General features: G+C 68.3%; 17 protein-coding genes. 8 read left to right on the top strand and 9 right to left on the bottom strand.

Annotation, left to right across the window (positions count from 1 at the left end; genetic code table 11):
- Positions 1-137: 137 nt before the first annotated feature.
- The 9 genes from WG924_RS01745 to WG924_RS01705 all read right to left on the bottom strand — a co-directional run bounded on the left by WG924_RS01745 (position 138) and on the right by WG924_RS01705 (position 9,482).
- Positions 138-1,076, bottom strand: coding sequence for a glutathione S-transferase family protein (locus WG924_RS01745; RefSeq protein WP_345931133.1), 939 nt, complete (start codon positions 1,074-1,076; stop codon positions 138-140).
- 137 nt (positions 1,077-1,213) lie between these two features.
- Complete coding sequence (locus WG924_RS01740; protein ID WP_345931131.1) at positions 1,214-2,641, bottom strand: amidase; 1,428 nt, start codon at positions 2,639-2,641, stop codon at positions 1,214-1,216.
- Positions 2,642-2,682: 41 nt separating this feature from the next.
- Positions 2,683-3,312 carry a hypothetical protein gene (locus WG924_RS01735; RefSeq protein ID WP_345931129.1) on the bottom strand — a complete coding sequence of 210 codons (630 nt, stop codon included), beginning with the start codon at positions 3,310-3,312 and terminating at the stop codon, positions 2,683-2,685.
- Entirely contained in the window at positions 3,309-4,268 is a 960-nt protein-coding gene (locus WG924_RS01730; protein WP_345931127.1) for an alpha/beta hydrolase, read from the bottom strand. The genes WG924_RS01735 and WG924_RS01730 overlap by 4 nt, the downstream gene beginning before the upstream one ends.
- A gap of 237 nt (positions 4,269-4,505) precedes the next feature.
- Positions 4,506-5,297: an enoyl-CoA hydratase gene (locus WG924_RS01725; protein WP_345931125.1), complete on the bottom strand. Its 792-nt coding sequence runs from the start codon at positions 5,295-5,297 to the stop codon at positions 4,506-4,508.
- Positions 5,298-5,357: 60 nt separating this feature from the next.
- A complete protein-coding gene (locus tag WG924_RS01720) occupies positions 5,358-6,620 on the bottom strand; it encodes a CaiB/BaiF CoA transferase family protein (protein ID WP_345931123.1) in 1,263 nt (420 codons plus the stop codon).
- Positions 6,604-7,644 (bottom strand): TRAP transporter substrate-binding protein, encoded by a 1,041-nt coding sequence (locus WG924_RS01715; RefSeq protein ID WP_345931121.1) that lies wholly within the window; start codon positions 7,642-7,644, stop codon positions 6,604-6,606. The genes WG924_RS01720 and WG924_RS01715 overlap by 17 nt, the downstream gene beginning before the upstream one ends.
- Before the next feature lie 30 nt (positions 7,645-7,674).
- Complete coding sequence (locus WG924_RS01710) at positions 7,675-8,961, bottom strand: TRAP transporter large permease (protein ID WP_345931119.1); 1,287 nt, start codon at positions 8,959-8,961, stop codon at positions 7,675-7,677.
- Positions 8,958-9,482 (bottom strand): TRAP transporter small permease subunit, encoded by a 525-nt coding sequence (locus tag WG924_RS01705; RefSeq protein ID WP_345931116.1) that lies wholly within the window; start codon positions 9,480-9,482, stop codon positions 8,958-8,960. The genes WG924_RS01710 and WG924_RS01705 overlap by 4 nt, the downstream gene beginning before the upstream one ends.
- A gap of 257 nt (positions 9,483-9,739) precedes the next feature.
- Here WG924_RS01705 and WG924_RS01700 point away from each other — a divergent pair, with 257 nt between their 5' ends.
- From WG924_RS01700 to WG924_RS01665, 8 genes are all read left to right on the top strand, one after another.
- A complete protein-coding gene (locus tag WG924_RS01700; RefSeq protein WP_345931114.1) occupies positions 9,740-10,426 on the top strand; it encodes a GntR family transcriptional regulator in 687 nt (228 codons plus the stop codon).
- Positions 10,427-10,492: 66 nt separating this feature from the next.
- Positions 10,493-11,308 carry an enoyl-CoA hydratase-related protein gene (locus WG924_RS01695; RefSeq protein ID WP_345931112.1) on the top strand — a complete coding sequence of 272 codons (816 nt, stop codon included), beginning with the start codon at positions 10,493-10,495 and terminating at the stop codon, positions 11,306-11,308.
- A gap of 68 nt (positions 11,309-11,376) precedes the next feature.
- Entirely contained in the window at positions 11,377-12,909 is a 1,533-nt protein-coding gene (locus tag WG924_RS01690) for an AMP-binding protein (RefSeq protein WP_345931110.1), read from the top strand.
- Between the two features lie 194 nt (positions 12,910-13,103).
- Complete coding sequence (locus WG924_RS01685; RefSeq protein ID WP_345931108.1) at positions 13,104-14,306, top strand: MlaE family ABC transporter permease; 1,203 nt, start codon at positions 13,104-13,106, stop codon at positions 14,304-14,306.
- A gap of 4 nt (positions 14,307-14,310) precedes the next feature.
- Positions 14,311-15,135, top strand: coding sequence for an ABC transporter ATP-binding protein (locus WG924_RS01680; RefSeq protein WP_345931106.1), 825 nt, complete (start codon positions 14,311-14,313; stop codon positions 15,133-15,135).
- 16 nt (positions 15,136-15,151) lie between these two features.
- Complete coding sequence (locus WG924_RS01675; protein WP_345931104.1) at positions 15,152-16,150, top strand: MlaD family protein; 999 nt, start codon at positions 15,152-15,154, stop codon at positions 16,148-16,150.
- Positions 16,143-16,856, top strand: a complete 714-nt coding sequence (locus tag WG924_RS01670; RefSeq protein ID WP_345931102.1) for an ABC-type transport auxiliary lipoprotein family protein — start codon at positions 16,143-16,145, stop codon at positions 16,854-16,856. Before WG924_RS01675 ends, WG924_RS01670 begins: the two co-directional genes overlap by 8 nt.
- Positions 16,857-16,893: 37 nt before the next feature.
- Positions 16,894-17,649, top strand: coding sequence for a prepilin peptidase (locus WG924_RS01665; RefSeq protein ID WP_345931100.1), 756 nt, complete (start codon positions 16,894-16,896; stop codon positions 17,647-17,649).
- Positions 17,650-17,660: the final 11 nt, after the last annotated feature.

The following is a 17,660-nucleotide window of genomic DNA, read 5'->3' as shown; positions in this document are numbered from 1 at the left end:
GGCTCGAACGGTTCCCGACGAACGGCCGCGGCGCATCCCCGGGGATGGAGGCGCGCACCGGCCGGATACATGGCAATGCCGCCCGCCAGGGATGTCCCCGCGCGGGCGGCATCGGGTGCGCGCCTACGGTATACCGATCAGACCGGACGGACAACGTAACCGATGCGGGGGAAGTGCACGGCGACCTCGCCCACCTCCGGATCCTCGCGGCGGATGCTGATCCGCCGCCGGCTTGCGGCCATCACCTCGCCCTCGACCGGATCCCTGCCGAAATCGTCAGGGGTGACGGTGACCCGCGTGCCCGGCGCCGGCGCGTTCTCGTCCGGCTCGCCCATCGGATCGGCGGCGATCGGCGATGCCTCACGCGCGATGGCCAGCGCCTGTTCGGCCATCATATCCTCACGCGTGCCATGGCGGAACTCGCGCACCCGGCCGGTCCATGCCTGGGCATTCAGATATTCGGCCATCACACCACCGACCTTGCGGCCGTTGTTCTCAAGGAACCAGATCGGGTGATAGGCGGCGAAATCAGCCAGGCTCGGCTCGTCGCCGAACAGATACAGCGATCCCTGGCCAAGCGCATCGTCCAGCACCGCCAGCGCGTTGTGCAATTGTTCCTTGAACAGCGGAATCGCCGCCTTCATCTTGGCCACATCGCCGCGTGGCGCGCCGTTCATCCGCGCGCGGTCGTCGATCAACTCCTGCGGCATCTTCTCGGCGTTCCAGGCCATGGCATAGCGCACGGCCGGCCAGAACAGCATCCGTTCCGCCCACAGCGCATAGGCGACCAGCCCGCCCCAGCCACCGGACGCGGTACCGTTTTCAGGGAACAGGGTCGGCGACGGGTGCCGCCGCTCCAGTTCTTCGGCGATCAGATTGGTGTCGATATAGATGTCGGCGCCGATCTGCATCACCGGCGTGCGCCGATAGCCGCCGGTCAGCGGCGTCAACTGTGGCTTCGGCGCCCAGACCGGCTGGATCACCGACTGCCAGGTCAAGCCCTTGAAGCCCATCATCAGACGGGCCTTTTCGGCGAAGGGCGAATTATCATAGTGGTGGAGGATGATCTGCGTCATCGCTCTCTCCTGTCTGCGCGGCGATGCCGTCCGCCGCCGTGGTTCGGACCACTGGTGTCGCTCTGAAGGCGATATCCTGCGGAATTTTTATACCATGGGTTATTATCGCACGTCAGCACGCCACCCTCGGTGACAGGTCAGATATCCAGCGGCGGCAACGCGATCGGGCAGACCCGCTCATAGCCGCGGGCGGCGCGCAACACCAGGGCATCGGCGCCCACCGGCCCCACGATCTGCAGACCCACCGGCAATCCGTCGCGATCGAAGCCGCAGGGAATGGACGCGGCCGGCTGGCCGGTCAGGTTGAACGGATAGCTGAACGGGGTCCAGTCGTTCCATTCCGTGGAACCGGCCTGACCGGGCTGGTTCTGGCCTGTGGTGAAGGCGGTGACCGGCAGGGACGGCGTCAGGATCAGGTCATAGCGCTGGTGAAGCTCGGCCATCACCCGCGCCAGCGCCGCCCGCTTGAATTCGGCGGTGCCGAGGTCGATGGCGCTGAACCCCTGGCCGATCGCGATCGCCGCCCCCAGCGAGCGGTCGAAATGCCGGCGCTGATCCTCGCTCATACCAGCGGCCATCACCGCAGCGCCCGTCGTCCACAGGATCTGGAACATCCGGCGTGCGTCCGGCAGTGCCAGATCGATCTGCTCGATCACCGCACCCTCGGCCCTGAACACCGCCACTGCGGCCGCCACGGCCGCGGCCACGTCCTCATCCACCGGTTCGTCATTGATCGTCGGCGCATAGCCGATCCGCAGACCTTTGAGCCCGGCATTCAGATGGGTGGCGAAGTCCTGCGCCGGATAAGGCTGCGCGTACCAGTCGCGCCAGTCCGGCCGCGCGATCGCGTTCAGCATCAGTGCCGCGTCGGTGACCGTGCGGGTCATCGGCCCGACATGCGCCAGGCGGGCAAAAGGACTGGGCGGCCAGGATGGCACCCGCCCGAAACTGGGCTTCAAGCCGAAGATGCCGGTAAAGCTTGCCGGAATCCGGATCGACCCGCCGCCATCGGTGCCAAGGTTCAGCGCGGCGATGCCGGCTGCGGCCGCCACCGCCGCCCCGCCCGACGATCCGCCGGGCGTTACCTCCGGATACCATGGATTGCGGGTGATGCCGGCAAGCGGGCTTTCCGTCACGCCCTTATGGCCGAATTCCGGTGTGGTGGTCTTGGCGATGAAGACGGCGCCCGCCTCGCGCAGCCGCGCCACCGGCGGCGAGTCTTCGTCCCAGGGCTGATCCGGATCGATCGCCCGGCTGCCACGCAGGGTGGGCCAGCCGGCCGACAGCAGAAGATCCTTGATCGTCGCCGGCACGCCGTCCAGCGGCCCCAGCGCCGCCTGCCGCATCCAGCGCGCCTCGGACTGGCGGGCGGCGGCAAGGGTGGTTTCGTCGTCGATGAACGCGCAGGGGTTCAATGTCGGCTGAACCGCCCGCGCCCGGTCCAGACAGGCCTGTGCCACCTCCACCGGCGACAGGGCGCGGGCGGCATAAGCGGCGGCAAGGGTTGCCACATCGGCGGTACACAGATCGATCGGCGGGGTGCTGCTGCCAGCGGGATGCGTCATGGCGGAGACCTCTCCTGGTCGATGATCGACGGCCATGGCCGTCAGGGGGCGCGCGGATCGGGCGGGCCCGGCTCCGGGCCCGATGGTATGACATCGCCATCGGCATCCGCCGTGGCGGGTGTCGCAACCGATGCCGCATCGGGGGCAAGACCGGCTGCGCCGCGCCCCCAGTCGACAGCGGCGATATCGGCGGCGATCCGCCCGGCCAGCGCCCCGCTGGCGCCATCGCGCCTGGCGGCCGCCGGCAGCACGCGACCGCCACCGGCAATGCGGCGCACGGCTTCCGCAACCATGGCGAACAGTCCGACCAGATCGCCGCCATCATCCAGCACGCCGGCGGCGCCGGCCGACAGCAACTGAGCCACCGCCGCCGGGGTCGCGGCATCGCCATAGGCCAGCACGATCAGCAGCCGGCGCGGCGGCAGGCCGGCTGCAAGCCCGCAGAGCCGCTCCAGAGCATCGACCAGCGGCTGTTGAAGCACCAGCGCGACGACCGCATCGGGCACCGCGTCCATCCGGCGGCCGATATCCGCCGCGTCATCCGACACGTCGTCGACCGGCTCGATACCGGCCGAGGCAAGGCCGCTGCGCCAGGTCGCCAGACCCAGCGCGTCGTCACCGGTGCGGACCAGCAGCACCGCGGGCTTGGTGGGGCGCAACGCAGAGGTCATGAGCTGGACACGGCACCCAGACCCCGGGCAAGCTTGTGCGCCAGAGCGTCGATGGCGGTCCGCGCGTCGGCAAACCACGCGGTCATGTGCAGGAAGCCGTGGAACATGCTCTCGGCACAGACATGGCTGGCCGCCACGCCGGCCGCGTTGAGCGCCGCGGCATAAGCCTCGCCTTCACGCTGCAGCGGGTCGAATCGGGCGGTCAGGATATGGGCGGGCGGCAGGCCGGTCAGATCACCATGGGCCGGTGACAGGCGCGGGTCTTCAAGCGACACGCTCTCGGGCACATAGCAGCTGCGGAACCAGCGCAACAGCCGCTCGGTCAGGAACAGCCCCTCTGCCGACCGCTTGTCGCGCGTCTGGCCGGTGCCGAGATCGGTGGCCGGATAGATCAGCAACTGAAACGCCGGCCGGATGTCGTCGCGGCGCAGTTGCAAGGTCGCCGCCGCCGCGAGATTGCCGCCGGCGCTGTCGCCCCCGATCGCGATCCGCGCCGGATCGAGCCCCAGCGTGCCGGCACGCGCGACCAGATCGCGGAAGGCCGCGACGGTATCGTCCAGCCCGGCCGGAAACGGATGCTCCGGCGCCAGACGATAGTCGAGCGACACCACCACCACACCCGATGTGATGGCCAGACGCCGGCAGATATCGTCGTGGGTTTCAAGGTCGCCCAGCACCCAGCCGCCGCCATGCATGAACAGCAGGGCCGGCAAGGCGCCCTCGCCGGCCGCATCGGACCGGTAGATCCGGCCCGGCCGGTCGTCGGCCCCCCCCGCCAGCACCATCGACTTCACGGCAACGCCGGTTTGCACCGGCCCCCGGAAGCGCAGCATCGTATCGCGAAACAACGCCCTGGCTTCACCCAGCGCCATCTCGTCGTAAGGCGGCGGCGGGCTGGCCCGCAGCATGTCGATGAACAATTGCGCCTGGGGATGCAGTCCGTCGAAGGTGAACACTGCCTGGCGCGCTCCATGGTGTGGGGTGGGCCCCGGCAAAGTCGCGAGGCATCCGGTCCGGCATCCGCACAGGCCGCATGGATACATGACCCGGGAATGATCCGGCGATGTCGCCCCCGGCGTCAAGCCGTCTGTGTCAACGTCACATCCGCCATCATGCCCGCCGCCGTTCCACAACTCATGGTTATGAATGTCAATGGTTGTGCAATGCTGGCGCGCCACCGATCCGCCGGGGGTTCACACGCCTTCGAACAAGGGCGGCCGCTTGTCGGAAAAGGCGCGGCGGCCTTCGGCATAATCGGCGCTGGCGAAGCAATCGGATACGGCCTGATCGGCAAGCTCGACCGTTGGCGCGCCATTACCGCCGATCAGGTGTTCAAGCGACAGCTTGGCCGCCTTGATGGTCAGCGGCGCCAGGCCGGCGATCGCCGCCGCCCTCTCGGCAACCACATCGGCCAGTGCCACATGCGGCACCACATCGGACACCAACCCCCATGACAATGCCTCCGGAGCGGTCAGCCGCCGGGCGGTGAGCACCATCTCACGCGCGCGGGCAAGCCCCACCGCCGTGCCAAGCCTTGCCAGCGCGTCCCGGCCATAGCCGACCCCCAGCCGCGCCGCCGGAATGGCGAACACCGCCGCCTCATCCGCGATCCGGATATCGCAGGCCAACGCCAGATTGAGCCCGCCACCGACACAGGCACCATGGATCATCGCGATCACCGGCAGGCGGTGACGGGCCAACCGCCCGAGCACGGCACCGGTGGCCTGAGCATAGGCCGCCACCGCCTGCGGATCGGCCCGTTCCTGATCGAAGCGCGAGATATCGGCGCCCGAGGCAAAGGCGCGATGGCCCTCACCACGAACGACCAGCACCCGGACCGACGGTTCCGCCGCAAGTTCGTCGAGCGCCGCCGCCATGGCATGCCACATATGCAGACCGATGGCGTTGCGCCGTTCCGGGTTGTCGATGGTGAGCGTGGCGATGGCGCCGGCGGTGTCAACGCGGATACGGCCAGCATCGGGCATGGGAGACATGATCCGGGCTTTCGTACAAGAGGAACGGCATCTGCCAGATGGTCGATCTGATCAGATCACACCGCGATCGCGCAAGCCGGCGATGTCCGCGGCGGAGAGGCCAAGTGTCGCAAGCACCCGCTGGGTATCGGCCCCCAGCGCCGGCGGCGGGCCGGCGATGCCGCCGGGCGTGGCCGCGAGTGTCACCGGCAGTCGCAGCAACGCCGCCTCGCCGTCCCCCGCATCGGCGCCCGCATTGCCACCATCCGCCTCGGGCAGATCCACCGGCACCGCCAGCTTCAGATGACGGACCTGTTCATCGGCGAAAACCTGTTCCATGTCGTTGATCGGCCCTGCCGGCACACCCGCGTCGTTCAGCATGGCGATCCATTCGGCGGCGGGCCGGGTTTGGAAGCACTCGGCGATGATCGCGTTCAGCCGGTCGCGATTGGCCGACCGCGCGGCGGCACCGGTGAAATCGGGATCACCCAGCAAACCGTCGAGCCCGACGGTCTGACAGAACCGGCGCCAGATCACCTCGCCCGCGACCGCCAGATTGATCGGACGGTCGGCGGTGGGAAACACGCCGGTCGGAATCGCGGTGGGGTGGTTGTTGCCCGCCTGCCCCGGCACCTCGCCCTCGACCAGATAGCGGGCGGCCTGGAAATCCATCATGAACACCTGCGCTTCCAGCAGCGAGGTGTGCAGCCACTGGCCCTCGCCTGTGGCGCGCGCGTGGATCACGGCGGCCAGGATGCCCAGCGCGCAGAACATGCCCGCCGTCAGATCGGCTATGGGAATACCGGCGCGCACCGGCCCCTGACCGGGCAGGCCGGTCACCGACATGATGCCGCCCATGCCCTGGGCGATCTGGTCGAAGCCCGGCCGTCCGGCATAGGGGCCGTCCTGGCCGAAGCCGGAGATCGACGCCATCACCAGGGCCGGATTGGCCGGCCTCAGATCATCCCAGGCGATGCCGAGACGCTGCTTCACATCGGGGCGGAAGTTTTCGACCACGACATCGGCCCCGGCGACCATCCGCTGGAACAATGCCAGACCTTCGGGGGCCTTGAGATCGAGCGTGATTGAACGCTTGCCCCGATTGAGATTGGCGAAGTCGCTGCCGGTGCGACCAAGCATGCCATCGCCGCCCGACGCGGTCGCGGGTGGCTCGACACGGATGACCTCGGCGCCCCAGTCGGCGAGCAGACGGGTGGCGGCGGGGCCGGAACGGACACGGGTCAGGTCGAGCACCCGGAGGCCGGCAAGCGGCCCCCGGGGAATTGACGACCCTGACGCGGTCCCGGCGGATTGCGGGTCACGAGGCTCCGGCATAGCGCTTCCACAGCTCCATCAACTTGGCGCCGTCCTCGCCATTGTCGTCGACAAAGCCCTGATAGATCGGCTTCACCATCTCGTCGACCTTCGCGCGGTCCTCTGCCGACAGGGGCACGCTCACCTTCGCCTGCTTCTTGATCTCGGCATAGAGCTTGTCCTGCTCCGCCTTGAAGTTCTCGGTCGACCAGGCAATGGTCTCGGTCACGGCCTGCTCGATCGCCTTCTGCTGATCGGCGTCGAGCGATTGCCATTTGCGGCCGTTCATGATCAGCAGATAGGGCGACCGCACGAGATTGGCGTCAAGATGGGTCGGCGCGACGCTGGCGAGATTGTTGTTCACGTAGGATGACCAGGTGGTGGCGATGCCGTCGACCGTGCCGGTCTGCAATGCCAGGAACTGCTCGGCCGCGCTCATGAACACGACCGAACCGCCAAGCGCGCGCAGGGCCTCGTCGGACAGGCCGCCCGCGCCACGCAGCTTGCGGCCGTTCAGATCGCCGATATCGTTGACCGGCTCACGCAGGAAGATGCCGACATCGCCCGAGCTGTTGATCACGCCCAGCATGCGGACATTGAAGCGGCCGAGCGATCGGTCGATGACGTCACGCACGGCGGGATCGGCCGCGAACTTCGCCTGCGCCTCATCGGTATAGCCAGCCGGCGGGAACGGCAGGGTGAAGATGTTCAGAAGCTTGGCCTGGCCGGTGACATAGCCCGCATAGATCGAATACATGTCGACCGTGCCCTGCGCCGTCGCCTGAAGACCCTCTCGGCCTTTCACCAGGCTTTCGGCAGGAAACACCTCGACATCGATGCTGTCCGACAGCGCCTCGACCCGGTCGGCGAAGTGCTGCGCGGTGCGGCCGCGGAAGTCTTCGGTCGCGAAATAATGGCCGAGCCGGATGGTCACATCGGCCGCATTGGCGGCACCGGCGGCGGCGAGCGTGAGCGCCGCGGCGGCGGCACCGCCGAGGATGCGGGCGCGCAGGCCCGGCAGACGCTTGTGCATGGACGGGGACATGGTGGGGTTACCTCCCATTGAGCGTTTCTTCTAGCGGATGAAGTCGGTCACCAGTTCGGGCGCGACGCACAGGATGACGATGACCAGAACCAGCAGGGCCATGAACGGCACGGTGCCGCGCACTACCTGCCCGATGCTGGTTCCAGGCAGGCAGGACTTCGCGACATAGAGGCACAGGCCCACCGGCGGCGTGATCACGGCGAAGGACATGTTGACGATCAGCACCATCGCGAACCAGATCGGATCGAAGCCCAGTTGAACGATGGTCGGATACACGATCGGCATGGTGATCAGGATGATCGAGGTCACCTCAAGGAACATGCCCAGAATGAAATAGGCCAGCATCAGCAGGGCGAAGACCGCCCAGCGCGACAGGCCCATATGCAGCACCCATTCGCTGACCGATTGCGGCACCCGGAGAAGGCCCAGCAGATAGCCGAACAGCATGGCGCCGATCAGCACGAACATGACCATGCATGAGGTGCGCGTGGCATTGACAAGCGCGGTGCGGAAGCTGGGCCAGGTGAGCTTGCCCGAGAGCAGCGCAAGCAGCAGCGCGCCGATCACGCCCACCGCCGCCGCCTCGGTCGGCGTGGCGATGCCGGCATAGATGCTGCCGATCACGGCCACGATCAGCAGCAGGGTCGGCCCCGCCAGCTTCACTGAGGCCAGCCGCTCACCCCAGGTGAAGCTGGGCCGCGTGGCGCCGGGCTGGATGCCATGACCAAGGCTGACGGCCACACCGATATACAGACAGAACAGGGCGATGATCAGCAGCCCCGGCACCAGCCCGGCCAGAAACAGGTCGGCGATCGGGGTTTCGGTGACCACGCCATACAGGATCAGCGGCAGACTGGGCGGAATGATCATGCCGAGCGCGCTGGACGCGGCAACCGTGCCGGTCGACATCTCGCGGGTATAGCCGCGCCGGACCATTTCCGGGATCGCCACGCCGCCGATAACCGCCGCCACGCCGACACCGGTGCCACTGACCGCGCCAAAGGCGGCGCAGGCGAAAACCGCGGTCATCGCCAGCCCGCCGGGCAGGCGGCTGAGCCAGCGTTCAATCGCCAGGAACAGGTCGCGGCCGATACCGGTGAAGCTGATGATCTCGCTCATCAGAATGAACAGCGGCACCGCCGTCAGCACGAACTCGGCCGTGGCGCCCCAACTGATATTGGCCAGCGCCGACAGCGATCCGACATCACCAAAGGCCAGCAGCCCGGCCAGGGTCGCGCCCGACAACGCGAAGCCGATCGGCACCGCGAACAGCACGAACCCGAACAGCAGGATAAGGGCAACGATACCACCGGTCATCGGCCGCCCTCCCCAGGACGGCCATGCGGCTCGCCACCGGTCAGTTTGACCAGGGCCTCAAGCATGCCAGCCAGCGCCGACAGGCTCAGCACCAGCGCGCCCAGCGGGATCGCCGCCTGCGGCATCCAGAGCGGGGTGGCCAGGATGGTCGGCGACTCCCAGCCGAAATCCCAGCTATCATAGGCCATCAGGGCGCCGGTCCACACCAGGGCGATACCGACCAGGAAGGCAACCAGATTGCCGAACAGCGCCAACGCGGCGCGCCCAAGCGGGCCGGCCATTTCCTCAAGCATCTCCATACGGACATGGGCGCCCTGGCGCAGCACCCAGCCGCCGGCCAGGAAGGTCGCCGCCACCAGCAGGTAACCACTGACCTCGTTCACCCAGGTGGTCGGGCGGCCGACGGCATAGCGCGCCACCACCTCGTAGAACACGAACACGGCCAGACACATGACCAGCACTGCCGACAAGGCGAAGGCAGCACGGGCCAGGCGGTCGGCGCCGCCCAGGATCGCTTGCATGGATTCCTCCCGAGGATCGCCGCCGATTTCTCCGGCTGGCTTTGGCATGCATTGGAGTGTAGGCGGCAGCTCTCAAAGTGTATATACTTTTCTGAAATCAGGATGCATTGCAGCGCAAACAGGATACTATTGCGCCGCAATCCCGCCCGAAGGCCCACGGATCGGGCCAGGGGTGGGCGCGGGATCGTTCACGCCGACGATCGGCGCGCTATCCTTCACGCTGTTTCATCAGGCAACCACCCCGTCAACGGCAGCCCATGACCGATCAGCAGACCCATCGACGCCCGACCATCGCCGAACAGGTTCAGAAGCGTCTGGCCGATGACATCCTGTCGGGCGGCCTGCCGCCCGGATCGGTGATCGAGGAGACGACGCTGGCCGAGCGCTATGGCGTTTCACGCACGCCGGTGCGGGAAGCCGTGCGCCGGCTGGCCGAAAGCGGGCTGATCGACACCCGCCCCCGTCAACGGGCCGTGGTCGCGCGGCTGACCATGTCGTCGGTGCTCGAAATGTTCGAGGTGATGGCGGAACTGGAGGGACTGTGCGCCCGGCTGGCCGCGCGCCGGATCACGCCGGAGGGCCGCATGGCCCTGCAGGCCGCCTGTGCCGCTGCCCATACCCACGCCATGAACCGCGATATCGACGCCTATTACGTGGTGAACGAGCAATTTCACGAACTGATCTATCAGGCTGCCCACAACCAGTATCTGGAACAGGAAACCCGACGGCTGCGCGACCGGCTGCGACCCTATCGGCTGCATCAGGGCCGCAGCCCGGGTCGCATGGCCGGGTCCGACGGCGAGCATGCCGGGGTGATGGCCGCGATCCTGCGTGGCGATGCCGATGACGCCGCCGGCCTGATGCGTGCCCATGTGGTGATCCAGGGCGACGTGCTCCGCGACTTCATCCTGCGGCCGCCGCCGGGGCTGGCCGATGCCGGCTGACCCGGCGGCGCGCGCCGTCGCCACCACCCTTCCAAGTCCACCTCCCCTCTAGAAAGCACCCGACCGATGACCGATCAGACGCCCGCCGCCGAAACCCCGGGGGTCACCCTCTCCCTTGACCGCGGCGTCGCCGTGCTGGAAATCCGCAACCCGGCCAAGCGCAATGCCGTCAGCTATGGCATGTGGGTGGCGATGGCCGATCATCTGAGCGGGCTTGCGACGATGGCACCGGGCGAACTGCATGCCGTGGTGGTGCGCGGCCACGGCGAACGCGCCTTCGTGTCCGGCGCCGATCTCAGCGAATTCAATGCCGCCCGCACCGGATCGGATGGCCCCAAGCGCTATGACACCGCCGTCGAGGCCGCCTCGGTGGCGCTGGAGGCGTTGCCGGTGCCGACCATCGCCATGATCCATGGTGCCTGCATCGGCGCCGGTTTCGGGGTCGCCATGGCCTGTGACCTGCGCTATGCCGACGACCGCGCGGTGTTCGCGGTGCCGGCCGCGCGCCTCGGCATCGGCTATCACGCAACCGGCGTGCGCCGGATCGTCGATGCGATCGGGGCCGCCGCCGCCCGCGAACTGCTGATGACCGCCAAACGCTATGACGCCACCGAGGCCAAGGCGCTGGGCATGGTGAACGCCGTCCTGCCCTCCGACGGGTTGCAGGCGCATATCGATGGCCTTCTCGACACGCTGCGCGGCAATGCGCCGCTCAGCATCCGTGCCTCGAAGCAGACGGTGCGGGCCGCGATCCGCCCCGAGGACACAGCGGTCGCCACCGCCGCCCAGATCGCGATCGCCGCATGCAATGACAGCCGGGACTATGCCGAGGGCGTTCTCGCGCTCGGCGAGCGCCGCCCCCCGGTCTTCACCGGCAATTAAGCACGCACCGGCGTTTAACCGGCGGCGCTCCGGCGCCGCCGGTCCACAGAAGGAAGTGACCCCAGACAATGATCCCCGCCGCACCCGCAGATACCGCCGCCAACAGCCTGCACGCGATCATCCAGGCAGCGCTCGCCCGCAATCCCGACACCATCGTGATCGACTGGCATGGTGGCCCGGTGACGGCGGCGGCGCTGCGGGCCCGCGCGGCCGGGTTCGCAGCGGCGTTGGTGTCGCTGGGGGTAGCGCCGGGTGACCGGGTGGCGGCGCGGGTGGAAAAGAGCCCCGACGCGATCGCGCTGTTCCTGGGCACGCTGATGGCGGGCGCCGTGTTTCTGCCGCTGAACACAGCCTATACCGTGACCGAACTGGCCTGGCTGCTGGGCGATGCCGAACCGGCGGTGTTCATCACCGATCCTGCCGCCATCGAAAGCTGTCGTCCGGCCGTGCCGGCAGGGGTGGCGATGGCCTCGCTCGGCAGCGACGGATCGGGCGATCTGGCGGCACGAGCGTCGCAGGCATCCGCCCCGGCCCCGGTGGCCTGCGGGCCGGATGCGCCGGCAGCGATCCTCTATACCTCGGGCACCACCGGCCGTCCCAAGGGTGCAGTGCTCAGCCACCGCAACCTCACGGCCAATATTCAGGCACTGTGCCGGGCCTGGGCGATCACCGACCGGGATGTGCTGCTGCACGCCCTGCCGCTGTTTCATGCCCATGGCCTGTTCGTGGCCGCCGGCACCCTGCTGGTGGCTGGCGGCCGGATGATCCTGTTGCCGAAATTCGACGCGGCCATGGCCCGCGCCCACCTGCCCGAGGCCACCCTGTTCATGGGTGTGCCCACCTTCTATGCCCGGCTTCTGGACCTGCCGGGCTTCGGGGCCGATGACTGCCGGCACCTGCGGCTGGCCGTCGCGGGGTCGGCGCCGCTGGGCCCGGACCTGTTCCGCCGTTTCCACGCCGCCACCGGTCATGCCGTGCTGGAACGCTATGGCGCCACCGAAATGAGCATCGCGGTTGCCAATCCGCTCGATGGCGAGCGCCGTCCCGGCAGCATCGGCTATCCCCTGCCCGGCTGCGAGGCGCGCGTGGTCGCCCCCGACGACACGCCGCTCCCGGCCGGCACAGCCGGCGAGCTTCAGATCCGGGGGCCGAACGTGTTCACCGGCTATTGGCGCCGGCCGGACGCCACCACCGCCGCCTTCACGCCCGACGGCTTCTTCCGCACCGGTGATCTCGCCGTCGCCGAGGTCGATGGCCGGCTCGCCATTGTCGGCCGGTCGAAGGATCTGATCATTACCGGCGGCTATAACGTCTATCCACGTGAGGTGGAGATCGTGCTCGACGACCTGGACGGCGTCGGTGAAAGCGCGGTGATCGGCCTGCCGCATCCGGATTTCGGCGAGGCGGTCACCGCCGTGATCGAGGCCTCGGCCGGCGGCGCCGCCCCGGCCGAGGCCGAGGTGATCGGCCACCTGCGGTCGGAACTTGCCGCCTATAAGTGCCCGAAGCGGGTGATCGTGGTCGACCGGCTGCCGCGCAACACCATGGGCAAGGTCGAGAAGGCCCGGCTGCGTGTCGCCTATGCGGCCCTCTACGGGTGACGCCCGCCCGATTGCCGCCTGTCTGGGCGATGGCGATCTTTTCGCATCCGCAAAAAAAGTGACATGCACCGCATCCGGCCGGGCATTTCCCGTGTAACATCATTGGGACATGCCGTGGTGGCTTGGCGTTCGGGCCGCAAACCGACTAAGTTGGCGGCCTGAGGCCACAGCCGCCCACCAGCCGGGAGATCCGCATGCCGCCGACAGGCGCCGCGCCACCGCGCGCCACCGATAACCGCCGTGTCAGGGGCGCCGGTGCCGCCGATACCGATGCGCCCCAGGCCTCCTGGCGGGACGGCGATGGCGGACGGCTGCTCGTGGTGAGCGGCGCGTGGACCACCGCACGATTGAGCACGATCGAACGGCTGCGCCGTGGCAGGGAACCGGCGGCGACCGCGATCGACATCGGCGGCGTGACCGCGCTCGACGCCAATGGCGGGCTGATGCTGCTGGCGCTGGCCGGCGTGGACCAGACACCGGCCGACGGCCAGGGCGGCGACATCGCCGTTCATGGCGGCGACGATCGCAGGCGCGACCTGCTGCAGACCCTGATGACGGCGGCCGCGGCCGAATGCGGCCGCAAACCGCGGTCCGGCGGGTTTCTGGGCATGGTGGAAACCACCGGCCGGGCCACGATCAACGCGCTGAAGGAAGCGCGCGATCTGGTCGGCTTCATCGGCCTGGTCACCATCGCGATCGGTCGCACGATCCTTCAGCCACGACGGCTGCGCATGACCGCACTGGTCAGCCATATTGAACGCACCGGACTTGATGCCATGCCGATCGTGGGCCTGCTGGGCTTCCTGATCGGCGTGGTGCTGGCCTATCAGGGCGCCGATCAGCTCCGTCAGTTCGGCGCCGAGATCTTCACGGTCAATCTGGTCGGCGTCGGCGTGCTGCGCGAAATGGGTATCCTGCTGACCGCGATCATCGTCGCCGGCCGGTCGGGCAGCGCCTTCACCGCCGAGATCGGCGCCATGACCATCAACGAGGAAGTCGACGCGATCCGCACGCTCGGCCTCGATCCGGTGGACATGCTGGTGGTGCCGCGCATGCTGGCGCTGATGATCACCCTGCCGCTGCTGACCTTCTTCGCCAACATGATGGGCCTGACCGGTGGTGCTGTCATGGCGCTGCTGACCCTCGACATCTCGATCGACCAGTATATCCGTCAGCTTGAAAGCGCCGTGACCATCACGACCTTCCTGGTCGGCATGGTCAAGGCGCCGGTCTTCGCCGCCATGATCGCGATGATCGGCTGCTTCCAGGGCCTCAGGGTCGGCCGGTCGGCCGCCGCCGTCGGCCGCTCCACCACCACATCGGTGGTCGAGGGCGTGTTCGTGGTGATCCTGCTGGACGCGCTGTTCTCGGTCCTGTTCTCGATTCTGGGGGTGTGACGCCATGGTCGACGCCACAACCAAGCCGGCGGGCGAGCCGATCGTCGAGGTCGAGGGCCTGGTCACCCGCTTCGGCACCACCACCATCCATGACGGATTGAACTTCACCGTCGATCGCGGTGAGATCATGGGCGTGGTCGGCGGGTCCGGGTCGGGCAAATCGGTGCTGCTGCGGATTATCCTGGGGCTGATCCACCCGGCGGCCGGCCGCATCCGGCTGCTGGGCGAAGAGATCACCGGATCGGACGAGGCCGCGCGCAGCCGCCGCCAGCGGCGGATCGGCATGCTGTTCCAGGACGGCGCCCTGTTCAGCCAGTTGACCGTGGCCGAAAACGTGGCCATGCCGCTGATCGAACATGCCCGGGTCAGCACGCAGACAGCGCGCCAGTTGGCGATCGACAAGCTGGTGCTGGTGGGGCTGAAGCCGGCCGATGGCGACAAGCTGCCGTCGGAACTGTCCGGCGGCATGCGTAAGCGTGCGGGCCTCGCCCGCGCGCTCGCACTCGATCCGGAACTGCTGCTGCTGGACGAGCCCACCGCCGGGCTGGATCCGATATCGGCCGAAGGCTTCGACCAGTTGATCCTGGACCTGAACCATGCCCTGGGTGTGACCGTGATGCTGGTCACCCATGATCTGGACACGCTGCATGCGATCTGCGACCGGGTGGCGGCCCTGGTCGACAAGCAGATCCGTATCGCGCCGATCGCCGAGCTTGCACGCGACCCGCATCCATGGCTGCAATCCTATTTCGGCGGGCCGCGCGGCCGTGCCGCGTTGCGCGCGTCAGACGACGCCGCGATGCGGGACGCCCCGATGCCGGCCCGTTGACGACCAGGAAGAATCGATGGAAACCCGAGCCAATCATCTGATCGTCGGCAGCTTCGTGCTGGCCCTGCTCATCGGGCTGGTGGGCTTCGTGCTGTGGCTGGCCGGCAGCGGCAATGATCGCGCCGTCACCCGCTATGACATCTTCTTCGCCCAGGCCATCACCGGCCTCAGAACCGGCGACCCGGTCAGCTATCGCGGCATCCCGGTGGGCCAGATCAGCGAGATCCGGATCGCACCGGGAGATGCCGACCGGATTCTGGTGACCGCGGATATCGACCGGGGCACGCCGATCAGCCCGAACACGGTGGCGACGCTGGCCTTGCGCGGCATCACCGGCGGCGCCTATGTGCTGCTGGATACCGACGAGTCCGGCGCGCTCGCATCGACCTCCGTCACGGGCGAGAGCCCGGAGGGGCACCCTGTGATCCCGTCAAAGGCCTCGCGGATCGACCAGATCATTGCCGGTGCGCCCGATCTGATCACCCGCGCGATCACCCTGCTGGATCAGGCGAATGAGGTGTTCGGGCCGGAAAACCGGGCGATGATTTCGGCGACGCTGTCGGATCTGAAGACGGTCAGCGGCGCGATCGCGAAGAATCCCGAACGGCTCGACCAGATCATGGCCGATGCCCAGGCGACCATGGCGGAGGCGCGCGCCGCGGCGGAGCGCTTCGATGGCATGATGACCAGCCTGCAAGGCACGGCCGGCAATCTGGATACCGAATTGAAGGCGACGCTGACCGAACTGCGCAGCGCCGTCGGTGCCATCGACAAGGGCTCGGCCGCGCTGATGGACGAATTGCGCGGCACCAACCGCAACCTGAACAGCCTGATCGACGAGAACCGCACGCCGATCAACGACTTCACGTCGAACGGCCTGTATGAACTGACCTCGCTGCTGGCCGAGGCCCGCAGCCTGGTCACCACCTTGAACAGCCTTGCCGTCCAGATCGAGCGCGATCCGCAGCGCTTCCTGCTCGGCGGCCAGCAACAGGGATATCAGCCCGGTGAATGATGCCTCGCCGATGCCCGGCCACGCCACCACGCCCGCGCCGTCCGACGACATGGCCCGCATGATCAGCCGCCGTGGCGCCCTGCGCCTGGGCCTGCTTGCAACCGGCGGGCTGCTGCTTGCCGCCTGCTCGCCCGAGAAGCTGTTTCTGGGTGATCCGCCACAGCTCTATCGGCTGAGCGCGCCTGAAAACATCGCCGGCATCCCCACGACCGGGCGGCCCTGGCAATTGTCGGTCGAACGGCCGACCGCCTCGGCCGCGCTCGATACCTCACGCGTGGTTCTGCAGCGCGGGCGCTCGGAAATCGCCTATTTCGCCCGCGCGAACTGGACCGACCGCACCACCGGCATGATGCAGTCGCTGATGGTCGATGCCTTCCTGAACGCGCGCTCGCACGTCTCGGTGGCCCCGGCCTCGATCGGGCTCAGGCCCGATCTGACGCTTCAATCGGAACTGCTGAACTTCCAGGCACAATATCCCGACGGCGGCGGCGGCGCGCCGACCATCCGGATGGAGGTCAACGCCCGGCTGGTGACCATGCCCGAACGGCGGATCGTGGCCCAGCGACGCTTCGACGTCACCCAGCCGGCCGCGGCCGATGGCACCGACGAGGTCATCGCCGCCTTCGATGCGGCGTCGGACCGGTTCCTGCAGGATCTGGTGCTGTGGGCGATCGATACGGGGACCTCGGCCCTGCCAGCCGGCTGACCAGGGCGGGTCCGATGGAACGAAGGGCGGAGACAGGATGAGCGGCGTGATACCGGCGATCGGTCCCGCCCTGGCCGCCCTGTTTGGTGGTTGGGGGCTTGCCCGCTATGCCATCGCCGCCGCTCATGCCCGCGAGCGCGGCCGACCCGGCCCTGTCCGCAGCGCCGTCGACCGGCTGCATCTCCGCGTCACCCGCAGCCGGCAGGCCGCGATCGCCGCGGCCGATGCCGCCGCCTGGGCAGATGAGGCCGCACCCCCGGCCACGCCGCCCTTCCCGCCCGACCGGAGCGCCTGGGCCGCCGGCGCGCTCGCCAGCCTGGCGGTGATCGTGGGTGCGGCACTGGATCTGCCGGCACCACCGGCACAGGTGGCTGTGCTGGCGGCAGGTGCCGCCGCGCTTGCCGTGGCCGATCTGGCCTATGGCCGCCTGCCCGACGTAATCACCTTCGGCCTGCTGATCCTGGGCCTGCTCGCCTCTCCCGACGATGCCGCACTGGGTGAACGGGCGCTGGCGGCTGCGGCCGGTGGTGGCGGCATGTGGCTGGTGGCGATGGTCTATCGTGTCGGCCGGGGCCGCGACGGCATCGGCATGGGCGATGTAAAGCTGGCGGCGGCCGGTGGCGCTTGGCTTGGGGCGGCTCTGCCCTGGGGATTGGCATTGGGGGCGATGCTGACCGTGGCCCTGGCGGGGCTTCTGGCCCGGCGGATCAGCAGCGATCAGCGCCTGCCCTTCGGCCCCGGCCTCGCCGCCGGCATGGTCATTCTGTTTCTGGCGGCCCCGGCACTGGGTTGACCGGTCTGCAG

This window comes from Tistrella arctica, from assembly GCF_039630945.1.
In the GTDB taxonomy this organism is placed as follows: domain Bacteria; phylum Pseudomonadota; class Alphaproteobacteria; order Tistrellales; family Tistrellaceae; genus Tistrella; species Tistrella bauzanensis.
The sequence above is the reverse complement of the archived record's forward strand: the minus strand, read 5'-3'. Positions and strand labels throughout refer to the sequence as shown.